The following is a 19,010-nucleotide window of genomic DNA, read 5'->3' on the forward strand; positions in this document are numbered from 1 at the left end:
GTAGGGCGTCCTAGGACACTAGGCAGAGAGGTCAGGACACCGACAGCGAGTGGATGGCGCCGGCGCGGGTGCCGAAGTACATGGCGCCCTTCCAGACCGCCGGGGTCGACTCGATGCAGCCGCCGATCTTCAGCTCCCACAGCAGCTTCGGCTGGGCGTTGGTGTCCTTCACGTCGTAGGCGTGCATGACGCCGGAGCAGTCACCGATGAACAGGGTGTCGTCGACGACGACCGGGGACTGCCAGGTCTCGCCACCGGGCACGCGGAACTTCCAGCGGACCGCGCCCGTCACGCGGTCCAGGCCCATGACGTCGCCGCCGGTGGTGTCGAAGATCGCGATGTCCTTGAACAACGCCGGCGTGCCCCAGATGCCGGCGGGCTTGCTCCCCTGGTCCTTCACCGACCACACGACCGGGTTGTCGGGCTTGGACGGGTCGAGCTTCAGCATCTGCCCGACCTGCTTGGAACGGGCGTTGCCCTTCTCGTACTCGGAGCCGACGTACAGGAAGCCTGCCTCGTCGATGACGATCGAGGCGTCCGTGTCGTCGCCCGTCCAGAAGCGGAACACCCGGGTCGGCGTCTTGCCCGTCTTCAGGCCGCTGATGTCCCAGCCCTGCACGAGACCGCCGGAGTTGGCGAAGTACACGGTGTCCTTGTAGATCGCGACGGAGTTCTCGATGGAGACGTTGCTGTCGCCGAAGTCCTTGAGCAGTTGCGCGTCCCAGCCCGGGGTGTTGAACACCAGCTTCGGGTTCACCGTGACCTTGCCGTTGGCGTCGTAGCCACGGTTGAGCTTCACGATGTGGAACTGGCTGTTCTCGCCGCCCTCGAACAGGTAGTCGTCGATGATGAGGCCGGAGCCGTCCCAGTCGTCGTTCCACATCACGGGCTTCACCGCGTCCGCCGACAGCTTCCACAGCTCGGTCGGCTTGTCCCGGTCCAGGGCGATGACCCGGTAGAAGTTGTCGCGGGAGCCGGAGTACAGCAGCGGGAAGCCGTCCGGGTCCATCGTCACGGTGCCCTTGATGATGTCACCGGTCATGAAGTCGGGCAGGATCCGCTCGCCGGTGGCGGCGTCCAGGAAGTGGATGGCACCGTCGTAGGCGCCGAACACGACCCAGGTCCGGCCGTCCTTCTCGAAGACGGCGGGCTGGCCGGTCCAGCCGTTGCCGCACCACTGCGTCGTCTTGCCCTTGTCCTCCGACATCCGGCACAGGCCGCCGGTCTTCGGGAACTGCCACTTGTGCACCGGCATGGTGCGCGGCACCGGGCCCTGCCCGTAGTAGGTGCGGGTCGGGTTGCCGCGGAACGTCAGCAGACCCTGGACCTTCGTGCCGTACGGCTTGCCGACCAGCTCCGGATCCGACCAGCCGGCGAACGGTGGTTTCGACGGCGACGCGGCAGTCGACGCGGCGGGCGCGCCGGTCGCGGAGACTTCGGGCTCCTCCGAGGCGGTGTCGCGCAACGCGTACGCGGTGGTGGCGATCCCGCCCAGGACGAGAACCAGGGCAGCGGCGAGCATGAGACGGAACGTCCCCGTACGTGACATGGCGACAGTATGTCGATCCCCCGCCACTGCGCGGCTCCCCCGAACGGCGTTATGGGATCCGTGCCACCGGGCTCACCCGGGCTTCTCGAAGTGCTGGTAGTCCACTCCGGTGCGCCACGCGCCGCCCCAGGCGAAGCCCTCGGCCTTGAACGCGGTCACGACCACGTCGCCGGCGATGATCATCCCGGGTCTGACGGTACTCCGGTCCAGGTAGTCCTTGCCGGCCGGCGGCATGATCTGCTTGCCCGGCAGGTACGGGTTCTCCACGGTGTTGACGTCGATGGCCCGGCCGTAGGCGTGGTTCGACCAGTGCTTGGTGTTCGGCACGTTGCGGCAGTTGAAGCCCGACGTGTTGTCGGCGGCCATCGACGCGTCGTCGCTGCCGCCGTACGCCTCGATGGTCTGCATGCCGCGGATCGGGAAGCGCGCCGCGTAGAGCTTCGCGAAGACCCGCACGGCCGCGTCGGCGATCGCCCGGTGCACGACGAGCTCCCCCACCTTCGCCGCGCCGTCGAAGTCGACATAGGACAGCCGCAGCAGGCGCAGGTCGTCGAGGCCGACCGGGCAGCCCGCCCGCCACGACACGCCGGTCATCCGCTGCCTGGCCTCCGCCGGCAGCACCTCCACGGTGCCCACGAACGCGGCAGGGCCCGATGCGGCGGCGGTCGGCGAAGCGGCGGCCGACGAGGCGATGACCGTCGGTGACGGGGGTGCGCCGCTGGCCGGGGTGCCGCCGGTCCCGCCGCCGCAGCCCGCGAGCACGAGCACGAGCAGCACGAATGCGGGTATCGGGCGGGTCCGGGTGCGGATCGACATAGGATCGATACTATGGGTCGTGCCGGTTGACCAGCGCAGACGACGCGCCCCGCAGGTCCTGCCCGCGATCGCCGCTCTTCTGGCCGTGCTGACGGCGTGCGGCGGGAAGCCTTCCGCCTCGGCGCAGCCGGTCGCGTCCGCCTCGCCGGAGGTGTCCGCCGAGGCGTCACCATCGGTTGATGCGTCACCGTCAGTCTCGCCGTCAGCGTCCAAGGCGTCCCCGTCGCCGTCCGCGTCGAAGAAGTCGGCCGCCGCCGCCGGGACCACGGCCGCGGCGAACGACGCCTCCCGGCTCAAGACCTTGCCCGGCAACACCACGCAGGTCGTCATCGTGCAGGCGGCGAGCGCGTCTGCGACGACCGCGAGCCTGCGGGCGTATGCGAAGACCGGCGGGGTCTGGCAGCCGGCCCTGTCGGCGATGACCGCCCGGATCGGTGGCAACGGCTTCAGCGGCGACAAGCACGAGGGCGACAAGACGACCCCGACCGGCGTGTACTCCTTCGACGGCACCATGTACGGCATCGCCGCCAATCCCGGCGTGAGGTACAGCTACCACAAGCTGGTCCAGGACGACTGGTGGGACGAGAACAGCTCGTCGCCGGGGTACAACACGTTCCACCACGGCGCGAACCCGGGCGGGCCGAGCGAGCCACTGTGGCAGATCAGCCCGCAGTACACGTACTTCGCGGTGATCCGCTACAACATACCGGCGACGCCGGGGCGCGGGTCCGGCATCTTCCTGCACCAGGCCACCGCCGGAGCCACGCTCGGCTGCGTGAGCCTGCCGCAGGCGGACCTGGTGGCGTTGCTGCGGTGGCTGAACCCGGCGGCGAACCCGCGCATCGTGCTGTCGCCGACCTCGCAGCTGTCGCGCTACTGACGCGGCGGCAGCGTCACGCGACGTGCACGGTGCCGCAGTCGGGGCAGGCGAAGACGTGCAGGTCGCCGTCGAGGCGCAGGCCGGTCGGGCGCTCGTAGGCGTCGCCGTGCGGCGCGGACCAGTCCAGGTCCTGTTCCTCGACGGGGATCCAGTGGTACGTCTCGGCGTCGTACTCGCGGTCGGCGACGACCAGCAGCAGCTCGGCCCGTGTGCCGCACTGCGGGCACGGCATCGCGCCGGGGCGGCGCGGGTGGCCGCCGACCTTCCAGCCGGGGGCGACGAACCCGGCCGCCACGCCGGGCGGCATGCGGTCGCGCAAGGCCGCCGGAAGCGCGTCGGCGCACGGGTGGTCCATGATCTGCTCCGGGTGCAGCACGCACGGCGTGGGGATCCACTCGGCGCGCTCGATGTCGCCCTGCGGCGGGTCGGTGAGCAGGTCGGGCGGGAGGTCCGCGGAGCGGCGCCGGTGCACCTGCACGGCGGGTCCGTGCGGCTCGCGCAGGTGCTCGACCGGGCACCACAGCACCTGCAGCAGGTCGGGTTCGGAGCCGCCGGGGACGGCGCGTGGCAGGTCGGGGATGTCCGAGGCCCACAGCTGCGCCAGCGGCACGAGCGGGTTGGGGCGGGCGTGGCGGCGGCCGTCGCGCAGTTCGCGGGTGCACACCGGCCACGGCTCGTCGGCGGGCCACGCGAGCGGGCCGCCGACGTGGCTGTCGCCGACGCCCGGCGTCCCGCCCCGCGGGTGCAGGCGGGTCGCGGTCCTGCCGAGGGCGGTGAGCTCCGGGAACTCGGCGAGGATCTCCGGCGCGAACGGCGGAGTGATCATGACGTGAGGATAGCCACCACGAAAGTCGCGAAGCGGAAAGATCGCGCAGGTTTCTCCGTTCTACGCAACCGTCTGGCAACCGAACCGCGAGATGATCATGGCGGGACCCACCGGCGGGCGTGGTTGCGGGCGCGTTGCGCAATTGTTACCGCCAACAACAATTTCGAAATCGTGTCGGCCTTGTGCCCACGGGCCGTTGGGGAATACGTTGCCGGACACAACAATCACCGTCGTCCCGAAGACACACCCTGACGGTGGACTCCCGCCCCGAACCCCCTAGCGCCCGCAAGGCGCATATTTGAAAGGACCCGTGCAAATGCGCAAAGGGATCCTCTCCCTGTTGGCGGTAGGCGTCCTCGCCACCGGCGGGCTCACCGCCTGTGGCGACGACGACAAGGCCTCCGACCCCGGCACCGGCAGCAACACCAAGAAGGCGAAGATCGGCGTCATCCTGCCTGACAGCAAGTCTTCCGCCCGCTGGGAGACCGCGGACCGCAAATACCTCGAGCAGGCGTTCAAGACCGCCGGCGTCGACTACGACATCCAGAACGCGCAGAACGACAAGGCCGCGTTCCAGACCATCGCCGAGCAGATGATCACGGGCGGCGTCAACGTCCTCATGATCGTCAACCTGGACTCCGGCACCGGCAAGGCCGTGCTCGACAAGGCCAAGTCCGCCGGCGTCGCGACCATCGACTACGACCGGCTGACCCTCGGCGGCTCCGCCGCCTACTACGTCAGCTTCGACAACGTCGCGGTGGGCAAGCTGCAGGGTGAGGGCCTGGTCAAGTGCCTCACCGACGCGAAGGCCACCAAGCCGGTCATCGCCGAGCTCAACGGCTCGCAGACCGACAACAACGCCACGCTGTTCAAGCAGGGCTACGACGGCGTGCTCAAGGCCAAGTACGACAGCGGCGAATACGTCAAGGGCCCGGACCAGTGGGTCGCCGAGTGGGACAACACCACGGCCGGCACCACCTTCGAGCAGATGCTGACCTCGACCCCGAACATCGCGGGCGTCCTGGCCGCCAACGACGGTCTCGGCAACGCCGCGATCAACATCCTCAAGAAGCAGAAGCTCAACGGCAAGGTCCCGGTCACCGGCCAGGACGCGACCGTCCAGGGCCTGCAGAACATCCTCAACGGTGACCAGTGCATGACCGTCTACAAGGCCGTCAAGCAGGAGGCCGACGCGGCCGCCAAGCTCGCCATCGGCCTGGCCAAGGGTGAGAAGGGCGCCACCTCCCAGAAGGTGACCGACCCGGAGGGCAAGCGTGAGGTCGACGCCGTCCTGCTGACCCCGAAGTCGATCACCAAGGACAACGTGAAGGACGTCATCGACGACGGCTACGTCACGGTCGCCGAACTGTGCACCGGCGACTTCGCCGCCAAGTGCGCCACGGCGGGCATCAAGTAAGGAACGACCCATAGCGCGCCCGGTGTCCGCAGTCCCTGCTGCGGGCACCGGGTGCGTGGGTGTGATCGGACAACCCCCGTCGGACATGCAAGAAGGAGCATCGTGACCGACACACCTCTGCTGGAGGTCCGTGGGCTCAACAAGAGCTTCGGACCCGTCCAGGTCCTGCGCGACGTGGACTTCTCCGCGCACGCCGGCCAGGTCACCGCCCTCGTCGGCGACAATGGCGCCGGCAAGTCCACCCTGGTCAAGTGCCTCGGCGGGATCTACTCCATCGACTCGGGCGAGTACCTGTTCGACGGCAAGCCGGTCAGCGTCCATGGGCCGCGCGACGCCGCCGCGCTCGGGGTCGAGATCGTCTACCAGGACCTCGCGCTCTGCGACAACCTTGACATCGTCCAGAACATGTTCCTCGGCCGCGAGATCAAGAGCGGCATCGTCCTGGACGACATCACGATGGAGCAGAAGGCCGCGGAGACCCTCGCGGGGCTGTCGGTGCGCACCGTCAGATCGGTCCGTCAGCACGTGTCGAGCCTGTCCGGCGGGCAGCGGCAGACGGTCGCGATCGCGAAGGCCGTGCTGTGGAACAACCGCCTGGTCGTGCTCGACGAGCCCACCGCCGCGCTCGGCGTCGCGCAGACCGCCCAGGTGCTGGAGCTGGTGCGCCGCCTCGCCGACAACGGCCTCGCCGTCGTGCTGATCTCGCACAACATGAACGACGTGTTCGCGGTCGCAGACCGGATCGCCGCGCTGTTCCTCGGCCAGATGTGTGCCCAGGTCAGCGCCACGGACGTGACCCATTCGCAGATCGTGGAGCTCATCACCTCCGGTCGCAGCGGCGACCTCGGGCTTCGCCAGAACGGAGCGACGGTATGACTATCTCCACCGTGCCGCCGGAGGAGAAGGCGCCCGCCGGCCAGCCGGTGACCCTCGGCCTCTACGTGAGCAACTACTTCGCGAAGGTCCGCGGCGGGGACATGGGCGCCCTGCCCGCGATCCTCGGCCTGATCACGCTGACGATCATCTTCTCCTCGGCCCGACCGGTGTTCTTCAGCGCGGCCAACTTCGCCAACCTGCTCTCCCAGGGCGCGGCCGTCACCGTCATCGCCATGGGCCTGGTGTTCGTGCTGCTGCTCGGCGAGATCGACCTGTCCGCGGGCTACGCCAGCGGCGTCTGCGCAGCGGTCCTGGCGACCCTGCTCACCACCCACGGCTTCCCCTGGTACGTGGCGATCCTCGGCGCGGTCGTCACCGGCGTCGTGATCGGTGTCGTCATCGGTCTGCTCGTGGCGAAGATCGGCATCCCGTCCTTCGTGGTGACGCTCGCCGCGTTCCTCGCCTTCCAGGGCACGGTGCTGCTGCTCATCAAGGGCGGCACGATCATCTCCGTCGACGACCCGACGATCAAGAAGATCAACTTCGACGGCCGGTTCACCCCGCTGCAGGGCTGGATCCTGTACGGCGTCACCATCGCCGCGATCGCCGCCCTGCACCTGTGGAAGCGGACCAGCCGTGCCCGCCGGGGCCTCGCCGTCGAGCCGATGACGGTCATCGCGCTGCGGGTCGGCTCGATCGCCGCGCTCATGGGCGTCGCCGTGTACGTGCTCAACCTCGAGCGGGGCCGCAACATCCTGTTCTCGCAGAAGGGCGTCCCGATGGTCGTCCTGCTCATCGGCATCCTGCTGGTGATCTGGACGTTCGTGCTGGGCCGCACCGGCTACGGGCGGCACCTGTACGCCGTCGGCGGCAACAAGGAGGCCGCCCGCCGGGCCGGTATCAACGTCGACGGGATCCGCATCTCCGTCTTCGTCATCTGCTCGGCCATGGCGGCGGTCGGCGGCATCATCGCCGCCTCCCGGCAGGCGTCGGTCGACCCGAACACCGGCGGCAGCAACGTGCTGCTCTACGCCGTCGGCGCGGCCGTCATCGGCGGCACCAGCCTCTTCGGCGGCAAGGGCAGGGTCCTCGACGCGGTCCTCGGTGGCGCGGTCGTCGCCGTCATCGAGAACGGCATGGGCCTCATGCAGTACAGCGCCGGGCAGAAGTTCATCGTCACCGGTGTCGTCCTCCTCGCCGCCGCCGGCATCGACGCCCTGTCGCGCCGCCGGGCCGCGTCCACCGGGCTGAGATAGCCGCGCCGTCCCGCCGGCCGGAGCAGGCGCCACAACGGCCCTGTTCCGGCCAGCAGGACGGTCGTACGGTAAGCGGCAGGCACCACCAACGAGAAAGACGAGCATGCGCGTCGGCCCCAGCCAGGAGGAGATCCGCAGGAGCAACCTCGGTGCTCTCCTGCGTTCCGTGCACCTCCATGGCGCCATGTCCCGCGCCGACCTCACCACCAGCCTGGGGCTCAACCGCAGCACCATCGGCGCGCTGACCGCCGATCTGGCCGCCGCCGGTCTGGTCAGCGAGGGCGTGCCCCGCGAGCAGCGGGGCAAGGCGGGTCGCCCGTCACTGGTCGTGCGCCCCGAGTCCGAGCAGGTGTACGTCTTCGCGTTCGCCGTCGAGGTCGACCGCATCGTCGCCGCCCGCGTCGGCCTCGGCGGCGTCGTGCTCGACCGGCACGCCGCCGTGCGGGAGCGCGGCGACCGCAGCGCGGCGCAGGTCGTCGCGCCGATCGCCGACTTCGTCCGCAAGATGCAGAAGGCCGCCCCACCCGGCGCCCGGCTCGTCGGCAGCGCCGCGGCGGTGTCCGCCATGGTGCGCCGCGAGGACGGCTTCGTCCGGCTCGGCCCCGAGCTCGGCTGGGTCGACCAGCCGCTCGGCGAGGCCCTCGCCGACGTCATCATCAGCACCGGCGTCGACCTGTTCCCGGCCACCCGGCTGCGCGCACCCGGCGCCGTGCCCGCGCAGCGGCAGGCGCCCGACGACGACCTGGTGGACGCCGTCAACGGCCGGACCATGCCGGCGCGGCGCGGACCCGCCGGCGGGGGGCCGGGTGTGCCCGCCGGGGCCGGCCAGGGCGACCTGCTCGACGACGAGGTCCCCGACACCGACGACACCGGCGACACCGGCGGCGACGCGACCGGGGGCAGTGACACCGGTCATGACACCGGCAGTGACACCGGCAGTGACGCGACACGGCCCCTGGTGCAGGTGCGCAACAACGCCGACCTCGCCGCGCTCGCCGAACACGCCCGCGGCGCCGCCGTCGGCTGCGACAACGTCGTCTACCTCTACGGCGACGCCGGCGTCGGCGGTGGCATCATCGCCGCAGGGCGGCCCGTCACCGGCCACGGCGGCTACGGCGGCGAGGTCGGCCACATGGTCGTCAACCCCGCCGGCAAGCCGTGCAGCTGCGGCTCCCACGGCTGCTGGGAGACCGAGATCGGCGAGCACGCCCTGCTCACCGCCGCCGGCCGCGACCCGTCGTCGGGCCGCGAGGGCATCCTCGCCGTCGTGGACGCCGCCGGGCGCGGCGACGCCTCCGCGCAGGCGGCGGTCCGGCAGGTCGGCGACTGGCTCGGCTTCGGCGTGGCGAACCTGGTCAACATCTTCAACCCCGAGATGGTCATCTTCGGCGGCACCCTGCGGGAGGTGTACCTGGCCTCCGCCGCACAGGTGCGCAGCCGCCTCAACCGCAACGCGCTGCCCGCCTGCCGCGAGCACGTGCGGCTGCGCACCCCCGTCCTCGGCGAGGACGCCGCCCTGCTCGGCGCCGCGGAGCTCGCGTTCGAGCCGCTGTTCGCCGACCCCCTCGACTTCGCGTAAGCGGCGGCCGCAGGGTGCGGTGAGGTTGCCGCGCAACCCGACGCCTCAGTTCTGCCGTCCGTCACCCGATCTTGCCGGTCACTGGACGGGAACGGCTACGGGGAGGCGACATGTTGGGCAGGCTGCTGCACGCCGTGGCCCCGACCCGGGGCTACGCGGTCCTCTGCGGCGCCGCGGCAGCCGTCACCGCGGTCCTGTTCGTCGCGCTCGTCACCGGCGCCGGCGGGCCGATCGCGGCGCAGAACACCTCAAACGTCGCCCTGTTCGGCGCCGCCCTCGCCGCCGCCTGGGGCTGCCTGTCCAAGGCGCTGCGCCCCGCCGGCCGCCGGGTGCGCTCGTCGTGGACGCTGACCGGGCTGGGCGCCCTTTCCTGGGCCGTCGGACAGATGTTCTGCATCTGGTACGAGACCATCCTGGGCACCGAGGTGCCGTTCCCGTCCCTCGCCGACGCGGGCTACTTCTGGATGATGCCGCTCACCGCCGCCGGGCTGCTGCTGCTGCCGGTGAGCCGGCAGAGCGTCGCGCAGCAGGCCCGCAGCATCCTCGACGGCCTCATGATCGCCGCGTCGCTGCTGCTCATCACCTGGAACCTGATTCTCGGGCCGCTCGCGCGGCAGGGCGCGGACAGCTTCCTCGCGCTGCTCGTCACGCTCTGGTACCCCGGCGGCGACGTCGTCGTGCTCACCGTCGTGCTGTTCACCCTCGCCCGGCTGCGCAGCGGCGGGCAGCGGCCCATGTCGATGCCGCTGGTCGGCACCGGACTGGCCACGTTCACCGTGTCCGACAGCGGCTACGCGTACCTGACCCTCATCGACAACTACGGCTCCGGCGCGGTGCTCGACCTCGGGTGGTTCGTCGGGTTCATCTTGATCCTGCTCGCCTCCCGCAAGCCCGACGCCCCGCATGAGGCCGAGAACTCCGCCGCGCCGACCCGCCCCCTCGGCGTGATGCTGCCCTACATCGCCGTCCTCGGCGCCCTCGTCACCAGCACCTTCGAGGTCCTGCGGCACGGCGCCCACGACCCGGTCGTGTCGTGGACCCGCTCCGCGATCATCCTGCTCATCGTCGGCCGGCAGCTGCTCACGCTGCTGGAGAACCGCAACCTGACCCGCGACCTCGAGGACCGCGTCGAGGCCCGCACCGCCGAGCTGCGCGCCAGCGAGCAGCGCTTCCAGGCCCTCGTGCAGCACAGCTCCGACGTCGTCACCGTCGTGTCGCTCGACGGCGTCGTCACCTACCAGTCCGAGTCGGTCGCGCGGGTCTTCGGCTACGACCGCGAGCAGGTCACCGGGCAGCGGCTGACCGGGTTCCTGCCCGACGAGGCCCGCGACCGGCTCGAGGAGGCGTTCGGCGCGGTCGCCGACACCCCGTACGCCAGCCGCGTCGTGGAGATCCCGATGCGCCACGCCGACGGCCAGAACCGTCTCGCCGAGGTGACCGTCACCAACCTGCTCGGCGACGTCAACGTGCAGGGCCTGGTGCTCAACTCCCGTGACATCTCCGAGCGCAAGGAGCTCGAGGACCAGCTCGTCCACGAGGCGTTCCACGACGGCCTCACGAAGCTGGCGAACCGGGCCCTGTTCAAGGACCGGGTCGAGCTGGCGCTGCGCCGCCGCGGCGACGCCGACATCGCCGTGCTGTTCCTGGACCTCGACGGGTTCAAGGAGGTCAACGACAGCCTCGGGCACGCCGCCGGCGACCAGCTCCTCGTCCAGGTCGCCGACCGGCTCGCCGCCGCGGTGCGCCCCGGCGACACCGTGGCCCGCTTCGGCGGCGACGAGTTCGCGGTCCTCATCGACCTGGTCGGCGACGAGGGCGACGCCGACGACCTCGCCACGCGGATCATCGACGCCCTGGACCGGCAGTTCGACATCGACAACACCGAGATCCACGTCCAGGGCTCCATCGGCATCGCGCTGACCGGCCCGGACGCCTCCGACGCCGACCAGCTGATGCGCAACGCCGACCTGGCCATGTACCGGGCCAAGGCCGCCGGCGAGGGCACCTTCACCCGCTACGACCCCGCCATGCACTCCGGCCTCGTCGACCGGCTCCAGCTCGCCGCCGACCTGCGCCGCGCGCTGGAGACCACCGGCGAGCTGGTGCTGTACTACCAGCCGACGATCGAGCTGCGCTCCGGCACCATCACCGGCTTCGAGGCCCTCGTGCGCTGGCAGCACCCAGTGCGCGGCATGATCTCCCCCGCCGACTTCATCCCCCTGGCCGAGTCCACCGGGCTCATCCGCCCCCTCGGCCAGTGGGTCCTCGCCGAGGCCTGCCGCCAGGGCGTCGAATGGGGCACGCACGACCCGGACCGGGTCCTGACCATGGCCGTCAACGTGTCCGGCCGCCAGTTCGACCAGCCCGACCTGCCCGCGATCGTCGCCGGCGTCCTCGCCGACACCGGGCTGCCCGCGGAGCGGCTGTGCCTGGAGATGACCGAGAGCGTCCTGATGACGGACACCGAGGAGAACCTCGCCGTCCTGCTCAGCCTCAAGGAGATCGGCGTCAAGCTCGCCATCGACGACTTCGGCACCGGGTACTCGTCGCTGGCGTACCTGCGCCGCTTCCCCGTGGACACGCTGAAGATCGACCGGTCGTTCGTGGAACGCATCGGCGGCGCCACCCCCGACGCGGCCCTGGCCCGCACGATCGTGCAGCTCGGGCAGAGCCTCGGGATGGCCACGGTCGCGGAGGGCATCGAGCAGTACGCCCAGTTCCTCGCGCTGCGCCGGATGGGCTGCGACCTCGCCCAGGGCTACTACTTCTCCCGGCCGCTACCGGCCGAGGAGGCCGGTGCCCTGCTCCGCGACCCGGCGGCGCTCGCCGCCTGACGCCGGTTGCCGGCCCGTTGCGGACCGGCGGGCTCCGCCCCCGACCCGCAACGCCCACCCCGTGAGGATCCGCCGCCGCGTGCCGATCTCGGTACGACGGCACCACCACATTCCTGACCTGTCACGAGAATGGAGCGCACTACATGACGGCTGCCCTCACCGACCAGGCGCGACTCGACCTCCCCGGCCACTGGCCGGCCGCCCTCGGCCCGCGGGCCCTGGCCGAGTTCGACGTGCCCACGCCGTTCCTGGCAGTCGACCTGAACACCGTCGTGGACCGCTACACCGCCTTCACCGCCGCGATCCCCGGCGTCTCCACGTTCTACGCGATGAAGTGCAACCCCAGCACCGACATCCTGGGCACCCTCGCGGCGCTCGGCTCCAGCTTCGAGGTCGCCTCCATCGGCGAGCTGCGGATGCTGCAGGAGATCGGCGTCGACCCCGCCGAGGTGCTCTACAGCAACCCGATCAAGCCGCCCGCCGCGATCGTCGAGGCCCACAAGGCCGGCCTGTGGCGCTTCAGCTTCGACTCCGAGGGCGAGCTGCACAAGCTGGCCCAGCTCGCGCCCGGCGCGGCCGTGTACATGCGCCTGCGCGTCGACGACTCGACCAGCAGCTTCCCGCTGTCACGCAAGTTCGGCGCCGAGGCGCACGAGGCCCGGGCCCTGCTGCTGCTCGCCCGGGAGCTGGGGCTGCGGCCGTACGGCGTCACCTTCCACGTCGGCTCCCAGTGCGGCACCACCAGCGCGTGGCGCCAGGCGATCGCGGCCGCCGGCCGGCTGATGGCGGTCCTGGCCACCGACGGCATCCACCTGGAGATGCTCGACCTCGGCGGCGGCTTCCCGGCCCGCTACGTGGAGCGCGTCCCGTCCATCGGCCAGATCGCCGAGGCCATCGTGCCGGCCCTCGGCGAGCTGCTGCCGTACCGGCCGAACCTGCTCGCCGCCGAGCCGGGCCGGCACCTCGTCGCGGAGAGCTCCGTCATGGTGTCCTCCGTGCTCGGCCGCGAGGTCCGCGCCGGGGAGAACTGGCTCTACCTCGACATCGGCGCCTACCACGGCATGATGGAGACCCAGCAGACGGTGCAGCAGTGGCGCTTCCCGCTGTGGACGTCGCGCACCGACCACGCGCTGGTGCCACACCTGCCGTTCACCGTCACCGGCCCGTCGTGCGACAGCTCCGACACGATGTTCTACGGCGTCAACCTGCCCTCGACCATCGACGTCGGCGACAAGCTGTACATCGGCTCCGCCGGCGCGTACACGCTGAGCTACGCCTCGCACTTCAACGGCTTCCCGCCGCCGGAGCCCGTGTTCGTCGGCGGCGTTGCCCCGACGGTCCCGGCCGCCCACCTGCCCCACCTTCCCACGGCCCGGGTCGGCGGCGCCTGATGCCGACTGCCGTTGCGCCCCCTCGGACGCACCGGCCCGCGCGCCCGTCCCGCCATCGCAGTGTGACCCCCGGCGGGCGTCGGCGCGCCGGGCGGTTGCGCGAGCTGATGGTGTCCGGACTGGTCGACTCGTTCGGCCTGTCCCTGGGCTGGACGATCTTCAACCTCGTCGCCGTCGACCGCGGTGGCCTGGCCCTCGCCGGGCTGTTCAACGCCGCCATGCTCGTCGGTGTCGTGCTGTCCGCGCCCGTCACCGGCCGGCTCGCCCGGTACCTGCACGGCCGCACCCTGCTGCTGCTCGCCGGCGGCACCGAGGCAATCCTGCGGGTGGCGACCCTGGCCGCGCTGCTCGCCGGCTACGACGGCAAGCTGATCGCGGCCGGGATCGTCCTCATGCATGTCGCCGCCTACGCCGGGTTCGCCGCCATGCGCGCCGAGGTCGCCGCCGTCGACGCCCGCCCGCAGACCATGACCCGCTACGCCCTGTCCATCGCCGCCGTCGAGGCCGCCGGCGCAGGGGTCGCGGCGTTGCTGCCCCTGCACGGCGCCTGTCTGATCGCCGTTTTCCTGGTGTACGGCATGAGCCTCGTCCCGACCATCCTGACTGCCAGGCGGGCCCGGGTACGCGACGCCGCCACCGCCGGACCGTCGATGCCCGCCGCCGGCGTCGACGGGCAGGTGACCCGCACCGCCCGGCGCGAGCACGACCGGGCCCGCACCGGGCGCCCCCGGCTGCCGTGGCCCGTCCTCGCCGGCGGCGGCGTCGTCACGCTCCTCGCGGCCGGCCCGACCCTGCTGTCCGTCGCCCTCGCCAGCGAGCTGCACGGCCACAAGGCGGTGGCGGGCGCGGCGATCGCGTTCAGCGCCGGCTGCCTGCTGTCGTCCTCCGCGGTCGCCGTCGTCGACCGGCTCCGCCTCCCCACGCAGGTCACCTGGCCGCTGTGGGGCGTCGGCATGCTGGTCGGGTGGCTGCTCGCACCCGCCCACCTGGTCGGCCTGTTCGTCGCACAGTTCCTGTCCGGGCTGAGCATGACCGCGTTCGAGGGTGGCATGGACGCCCGGATCGCCCGCGACGCGGCCCCGGGCACGGTGACCACGGTGCTCGCCTGGAGCGCCTCGACCCGCGCCCTCGGCGGGGCCGTCGCGGTCCGGCTGCTGCCGGCGCTGGTCGCGGCACCCGCGATCGGCCTGACCAGCGGCGTGGCGGCGGCAACCCTGGGGGCGGCAGCGCTGTCGGCCCTCGTCCGCCTGCGCCTCCCCCGCCGCCGCGCCGCGGCCGCTACGGGTCCTGCAGTCCTCGGCCCGTGAACCACGTCCAGGCCGCCGCGGCGCCACCGGCGAGGCTCACCGACGCCAGCGTGCACGCCACGACCCGCTGACCGGCCGAGAAGCCTCCCGCGACCAGCGAGTCCACGGCGACGAAGAGCTGCACCCCGACGGCCACCACCGCCGACGTGCCGACGATGACCTCCGCCGCGACCTGCGGGTCGAACACCCGGTGCAGCATCAGTGGCCGCATCCGCATCGCGATCGTGCCCGGCTCGGACACCAGATGGGTCCGGGCCGGCTCGACCCGTTCGAAGAGCGACTCCCTGATGCGGGCGATGTCCCGGTCGTACACCCGCAGCGCCGCGCCGAACTTCCGCACGCTCGCGAAGATCAGCAGGCTGATCGTGCCCAGCACGGCGGCTATGGCCGTCAGCCCCATCGCCAGCTCAGGCCAGGTCGGCGAGCGGGCGCTGATCGCCACCAAGAACCCCACGATCGCGACCAGCAGCGTGAAGAAGAAGCCCAGGAACTGGTTGCGTTCCTGCTCGATGTGCCGGTAGTGCAGCCAGTGCTGCTGACCTTCGTACACCAGCGCATCCGTCAGCAGGCGTTGCCGTTCGAACTCGCTCAGGGCCTCGGCGTCAGCGCTCAGCGTCGCGCCCCGGCGCCGTTCTGGCTCTGCTCCAGCAGCGCAGACTTGGCACGCGCGTACTCGGCCTCGGTCAGGATCCCTCTGCGCTGCAGTTCCGCGAGCTTGCCCAGCTCGTCGGCGGGGCTCGGGGCACCCGCGGCGCTGCGCACGTACTCGCGGACCTCGGCGTCCTGCGCCCGCGCCCGCTCACGGTGCCGCGCGTTCATCGACGACCCGCGGGTGACGAGGTACACCAGCGCGCCCAGCCATGGGAACACGATCAGGAACAACGTCCAGCCGGCCTTGCCCCAGCCGCTCACCTCCGGATCGCGGAACACGTCGGTCAGGATACTGATCAGCAGCCAGATCCACGCGAAAACCAGCATGAACCACAGCGTTCCGAGCACCACGTCACCGAACGAGTAATCCTCCATACTCTCAGCGTTGAACGCCTCCCCCGCCCGATCATCACCTCGGGCGGGTGAGCCACCGCATTGACCACAGGCGGCGGCCCGCACCGGTCAGCACCACCCACCGGTCCAAGTTACTGACATCGTGTCGGTAAGATGCCGACATGATGTCAGTAACATACGTGGGAGCGTGCCTGTGTTCCTAGCCCTCCGCGAGCTCCGCTTCGCCGGTGCCCGTTTCGCGCTGATGGGAGCGGTCATCGCGCTCATCGCCGTGCTCATGGTTCTCCTCTCCGGCCTGTCCCAGGGCCTGGTCCGCGACGGCGTGTCCGGGTTGCAGCAACTGCCGGTCACCTCGCTCGCCTTCAGCCACGGCGTCGCGCGCGACGCCGCGTTCACCCGCAGCGTCGTCGGCCTCGACGCGGTGGACACCTGGTCCCGCCAGCCCGGGGTGACCCAGGCCGCCGCGTTCGGCAGCACCCTCATCAACGCCCGCAGCAGCTCGGGCGTCGAGATCGACCTCGCGTTGTTCGGGGTCGAGCCCGGCTCGTTCCTCGCGCCGAAGGTCGCCGCCGGGTCGCCGCTGTCCGCCCCGGACGGCATCGTGGTCAGCAGCACCGCCACCGACGCGGGCCTGCGCCTCGGTGACACCGTGACCGTGGACCGGCTCGGCACCCGGCTCACCGTCGTCGGCGTGCTGGCCGCACAGCACACCTTCGGCCACGTCGACGTCGCGTATCTGCCGCTGGCCGCGTGGCAGGCGATCCACGCCGGCGCCGGGCCGGGCGAGCCCGTCCCCGATCGCGCCCGCCAGGAGATCACCGCCGTCGCGGTGCGCGGCACCGACGTCGACCTCGCCGCGGGCGACGCCGCCGCCGGCACCGAAAGCATGACGCTGTCCGAGTCGTACGGCGCCTCTCCCGGCTACACCGCCGAAACGTCGACGCTCACCCTCATCCAGGTGTTCCTGTACCTGATCTGCGCACTCGTCGCAGGCGCGTTCTTCACCGTCTGGACCATCCAGCGCAAGCACGAACTCGCCGTGCTCCGCGCGCTCGGCGCGCCCACCGGCTATCTGCTGCGCGACGGGCTGGCGCAGGCACTGGTGCTGCTGCTGGCCGCGGCCGCCGCCGGCATCGGCGCCGGCGCCGGGCTGGGCTCCCTGGTGGGCGGCGGCGTGCCGTTCGCGCTGGACGTGCAGGCCGTGGCGCTGGCCGCCGCGCTGCTGGTGGGCCTGGGCCTGACCGGAGCGGCGGTGGCCATCGCCCGCATCGCCGCCGTCGACCCGGCGACCGCACTGGGAGGAAACCGATGAACGCACACCCCGGGACCAGCCGGAAGGCCTCCACGAACGGCACCCACGACCCCGTACAGCAGGACGGCTTCTTCATGCGGGACGTGACCATGCTGCTCGGCGACGGCGACGACACCGTGCGCGCGCTCGACGGCGTGCACCTCACCGTGACCCCGGGTGAGTTCGCCGCCATCGTCGGCCCCTCGGGATCCGGCAAGTCCAGCCTCCTGGCGGTAGCCGGTGGGCTGGCAGTGCCGGACTCGGGGACGGTGACCATCGCCGGGCGGCCGATGACGACGGCTTCCCGCCGGGCCCGGACCGCGCTGCGGCGGGACCTGGTCGGCTTCGTCTTCCAGTCCGGCAACCTGCTGCCCGCGCTGACCGCCATCGACCAGCTGCGCCTGCTGGCCCGGTTCGCGTCACCGGGCGCGGTCCACCGCGATCCGATGGAGCTGCTGACCGAGGTCGGCATGGAGGGCAAGGCCGGCCGGCGGCCCCACCAGCTCTCCGGCGGCGAGCGCCAGCGGGTCGGAATAGCCCGCGCGCTGGTCACCTCCCCGCGCCTGCTGCTGGTCGACGAGCCCACCGCCGCCCTCGACCAGGCGCGCAGCCGCGACATCGTGCAGATGCTCGCGCGGGAGACCAGCCGGCACGGGGTCGCCACGGTGATGGTCACCCACGACACCGAGGTGCTGCAGTACTGCGACTCGGTCTACGAGATGATGGACGGCGCGCTGAGCAAGCAATGACCGCCGGGAGGGTGCGTGCCGAAGATTCAGGCGGCCACGGTCGCCGAGCACCGCTCGCTGCAGCGCCGGGCCCTGCTCGACGCCGCCCGTGACATCCTGGCCTCCGGAGCACCCGAATCGCCGAGCCTGTCCGCTGTCGCGCAGCGGGCAGGCCTGGCGCGTTCCAGCGTCTACCAGTACTTCAGATCACGCGAAGACCTGCTCGGAGCCGTCATCGCGGACATGTTCCCCCGATGGTCGGGCTTCGTCGCCCAGCGCATGGATGCTGCGGCGACCGCCGCCGAGCAGGTCCTGGCATACGCGGACGCCAACCTGGAGCTGGTCGCCCAAGGCGAGCACGCCGTCATGCGCGGCCTGGCCATGGCGGCACCAGGGGCCGCCCTGGCCGAATCCAGCAAGGAGCTGCACGAGCAGTTGCGCGTGCCGCTCGTCGACGCGCTCACCCGGTCGGGAGCGTCGCAGCCGCAGCACACGGCCGAGCTGATCCAGGCCGTGGTGCGGGCCGGATCCCAGATGATCGAAAACGGAGTCCCGCAGCACGGCGTCCGAGACCTCGTCAAGCAGATGCTCGAGCCGTACCTGCAAGCCGCGGGCAGGTCCCGGCCCGAACGGTAGCCCCGGCGTTGCGCCCGGATCCTGGGTCTGCGGGTGCCCGCCGCGGCCGCCGCCGGGGACATGGCCCGGAACGGCACTGAGGGCACCCCGTGAACGGGATGCCCTCAGTGGGTGTGGCGACGAACCTTCAATGTCCTGCCTCGGCGTGGAACCGCTCGACAAGATCCGAACGGATCCGGCCGCGGTCGGACACCTCGATGCCCTTGGACAGGGCCCATTCACGGATGGCCCGGTTCTGCTCCCGCTCGGCGCGGGCGGACAGGACCGGCCGGACCCGACCACCCGGACGAACCGGTGCGGCGGGTGCCGGGGTGAGACGACCGACCTTCGTCGCTGCGCCGAGGAACGGCGCGAGGGCGTCGCGCAGTTCAGCGGCGTGCTTGGCGGACAGGTCGATCGTGTACTGCACGCCGTCGAGGCCGAAGCTGACACTCTCGTCGGCGAGTTCGCCGTCGAGGTCGTCGATCAGCTCATGGATCACGCGTCTGGCCATGGCGATGCTGCCTTCCGGTACGGGGAGTTACTTCCGAACCCGTCAGTAGCCTGAATTCCGCGTAAAAAACGGTCAGACGGGCAGTGACGGGCACGGAACGGTCGTTGGAGCGTACCCGAAGAGTAA

General features: G+C 71.3%; 17 protein-coding genes and 1 pseudogene. 12 read left to right on the forward strand and 6 right to left on the reverse strand.

The features are described from left to right. Positions 1-31 precede the first annotated feature (31 nt). Together OHA72_RS40970 and OHA72_RS40975 are read right to left on the reverse strand one after the other, a co-directional pair. A complete protein-coding gene (locus OHA72_RS40970; protein WP_327001463.1) occupies positions 32-1,549 on the reverse strand; it encodes an outer membrane protein assembly factor BamB family protein in 1,518 nt (505 codons plus the stop codon). Positions 1,550-1,621: 72 nt separating this feature from the next. After that, the gene (locus OHA72_RS40975) at positions 1,622-2,365 is read right to left on the reverse strand and encodes a M15 family metallopeptidase (protein ID WP_327001464.1); all 744 of its coding nucleotides are present in this window, start codon (positions 2,363-2,365) and stop codon (positions 1,622-1,624) included. A gap of 19 nt (positions 2,366-2,384) precedes the next feature. Between OHA72_RS40975 and OHA72_RS40980 the strand changes: the two genes are divergently transcribed. Beyond that, complete coding sequence (locus tag OHA72_RS40980; protein ID WP_327001465.1) at positions 2,385-3,245, forward strand: L,D-transpeptidase family protein; 861 nt, start codon at positions 2,385-2,387, stop codon at positions 3,243-3,245. A gap of 13 nt (positions 3,246-3,258) precedes the next feature. Here OHA72_RS40980 and OHA72_RS40985 read toward each other — a convergent pair whose 3' ends face one another. Continuing rightward, positions 3,259-4,071 carry a hypothetical protein gene (locus OHA72_RS40985; RefSeq protein ID WP_327001466.1) on the reverse strand — a complete coding sequence of 271 codons (813 nt, stop codon included), beginning with the start codon at positions 4,069-4,071 and terminating at the stop codon, positions 3,259-3,261. A gap of 316 nt (positions 4,072-4,387) precedes the next feature. Between OHA72_RS40985 and OHA72_RS40990 the strand changes: the two genes are divergently transcribed. The 8 genes and pseudogenes from OHA72_RS40990 (at position 4,388) to OHA72_RS41020 (ending at position 14,731) form a co-directional block, all read left to right on the forward strand. Next, positions 4,388-5,488 carry a sugar ABC transporter substrate-binding protein gene (locus OHA72_RS40990; protein ID WP_327001467.1) on the forward strand — a complete coding sequence of 367 codons (1,101 nt, stop codon included), beginning with the start codon at positions 4,388-4,390 and terminating at the stop codon, positions 5,486-5,488. A gap of 102 nt (positions 5,489-5,590) precedes the next feature. After that, the gene (locus OHA72_RS40995; protein WP_327001468.1) at positions 5,591-6,364 is read left to right on the forward strand and encodes an ATP-binding cassette domain-containing protein; all 774 of its coding nucleotides are present in this window, start codon (positions 5,591-5,593) and stop codon (positions 6,362-6,364) included. Continuing rightward, the gene (locus tag OHA72_RS41000) at positions 6,361-7,620 is read left to right on the forward strand and encodes a sugar ABC transporter permease (RefSeq protein ID WP_327001469.1); all 1,260 of its coding nucleotides are present in this window, start codon (positions 6,361-6,363) and stop codon (positions 7,618-7,620) included. The genes OHA72_RS40995 and OHA72_RS41000 overlap by 4 nt, the downstream gene beginning before the upstream one ends. A 103-nt stretch (positions 7,621-7,723) precedes the next feature. Further along, positions 7,724-7,918: pseudogene (locus OHA72_RS65105) on the forward strand (sugar kinase); the annotation flags it as partial. 207 nt (positions 7,919-8,125) lie between these two features. Then, positions 8,126-9,199: an ROK family protein gene (locus tag OHA72_RS41005; RefSeq protein WP_442788765.1), complete on the forward strand. Its 1,074-nt coding sequence runs from the start codon at positions 8,126-8,128 to the stop codon at positions 9,197-9,199. A 110-nt stretch (positions 9,200-9,309) separates the two neighbouring features. Continuing rightward, positions 9,310-12,033 carry a putative bifunctional diguanylate cyclase/phosphodiesterase gene (locus OHA72_RS41010; protein WP_327001471.1) on the forward strand — a complete coding sequence of 908 codons (2,724 nt, stop codon included), beginning with the start codon at positions 9,310-9,312 and terminating at the stop codon, positions 12,031-12,033. Positions 12,034-12,176: 143 nt separating this feature from the next. Next, positions 12,177-13,424 (forward strand): type III PLP-dependent enzyme, encoded by a 1,248-nt coding sequence (locus OHA72_RS41015; protein ID WP_327001472.1) that lies wholly within the window; start codon positions 12,177-12,179, stop codon positions 13,422-13,424. A 107-nt stretch (positions 13,425-13,531) separates the two neighbouring features. Continuing rightward, on the forward strand, positions 13,532-14,731 hold the full coding sequence (locus tag OHA72_RS41020) for a hypothetical protein (RefSeq protein ID WP_327001473.1): 1,200 nt from the start codon (positions 13,532-13,534) through the stop codon (positions 14,729-14,731). Here OHA72_RS41020 and OHA72_RS41025 read toward each other — a convergent pair. Next, positions 14,703-15,281, reverse strand: a complete 579-nt coding sequence (locus OHA72_RS41025; RefSeq protein ID WP_327001474.1) for a hypothetical protein — start codon at positions 15,279-15,281, stop codon at positions 14,703-14,705. The two genes, OHA72_RS41020 and OHA72_RS41025, sit on opposite strands and share 29 nt — an antisense overlap. A 59-nt stretch (positions 15,282-15,340) precedes the next feature. Further along, positions 15,341-15,757, reverse strand: a complete 417-nt coding sequence (locus OHA72_RS41030) for an SHOCT domain-containing protein (protein WP_327001475.1) — start codon at positions 15,755-15,757, stop codon at positions 15,341-15,343. 166 nt (positions 15,758-15,923) lie between these two features. Here OHA72_RS41030 and OHA72_RS41035 point away from each other — a divergent pair, with 166 nt between their 5' ends. Genes OHA72_RS41035 through OHA72_RS41045 form a run of 3 tightly spaced genes read left to right on the forward strand, consistent with a single transcriptional unit; the run spans position 15,924 to position 18,391 of the window. Further along, positions 15,924-17,048 (forward strand): ABC transporter permease, encoded by a 1,125-nt coding sequence (locus OHA72_RS41035; RefSeq protein ID WP_327001476.1) that lies wholly within the window; start codon positions 15,924-15,926, stop codon positions 17,046-17,048. Next, positions 17,045-17,776, forward strand: a complete 732-nt coding sequence (locus tag OHA72_RS41040; protein WP_327001477.1) for an ABC transporter ATP-binding protein — start codon at positions 17,045-17,047, stop codon at positions 17,774-17,776. The genes OHA72_RS41035 and OHA72_RS41040 overlap by 4 nt, the downstream gene beginning before the upstream one ends. A gap of 15 nt (positions 17,777-17,791) precedes the next feature. Next, entirely contained in the window at positions 17,792-18,391 is a 600-nt protein-coding gene (locus OHA72_RS41045; RefSeq protein WP_327001478.1) for a TetR/AcrR family transcriptional regulator, read from the forward strand. Between the two features lie 127 nt (positions 18,392-18,518). On the opposite strand, the gene OHA72_RS41050 is transcribed toward OHA72_RS41045, so the two are convergent. Continuing rightward, on the reverse strand, positions 18,519-18,884 hold the full coding sequence (locus tag OHA72_RS41050) for a histone-like nucleoid-structuring protein Lsr2 (RefSeq protein WP_327001479.1): 366 nt from the start codon (positions 18,882-18,884) through the stop codon (positions 18,519-18,521). Positions 18,885-19,010 lie beyond the last annotated feature (126 nt).

This window comes from Dactylosporangium sp. NBC_01737 (assembly GCF_035963215.1).
Lineage (GTDB): Bacteria > Actinomycetota > Actinomycetes > Mycobacteriales > Micromonosporaceae > Dactylosporangium.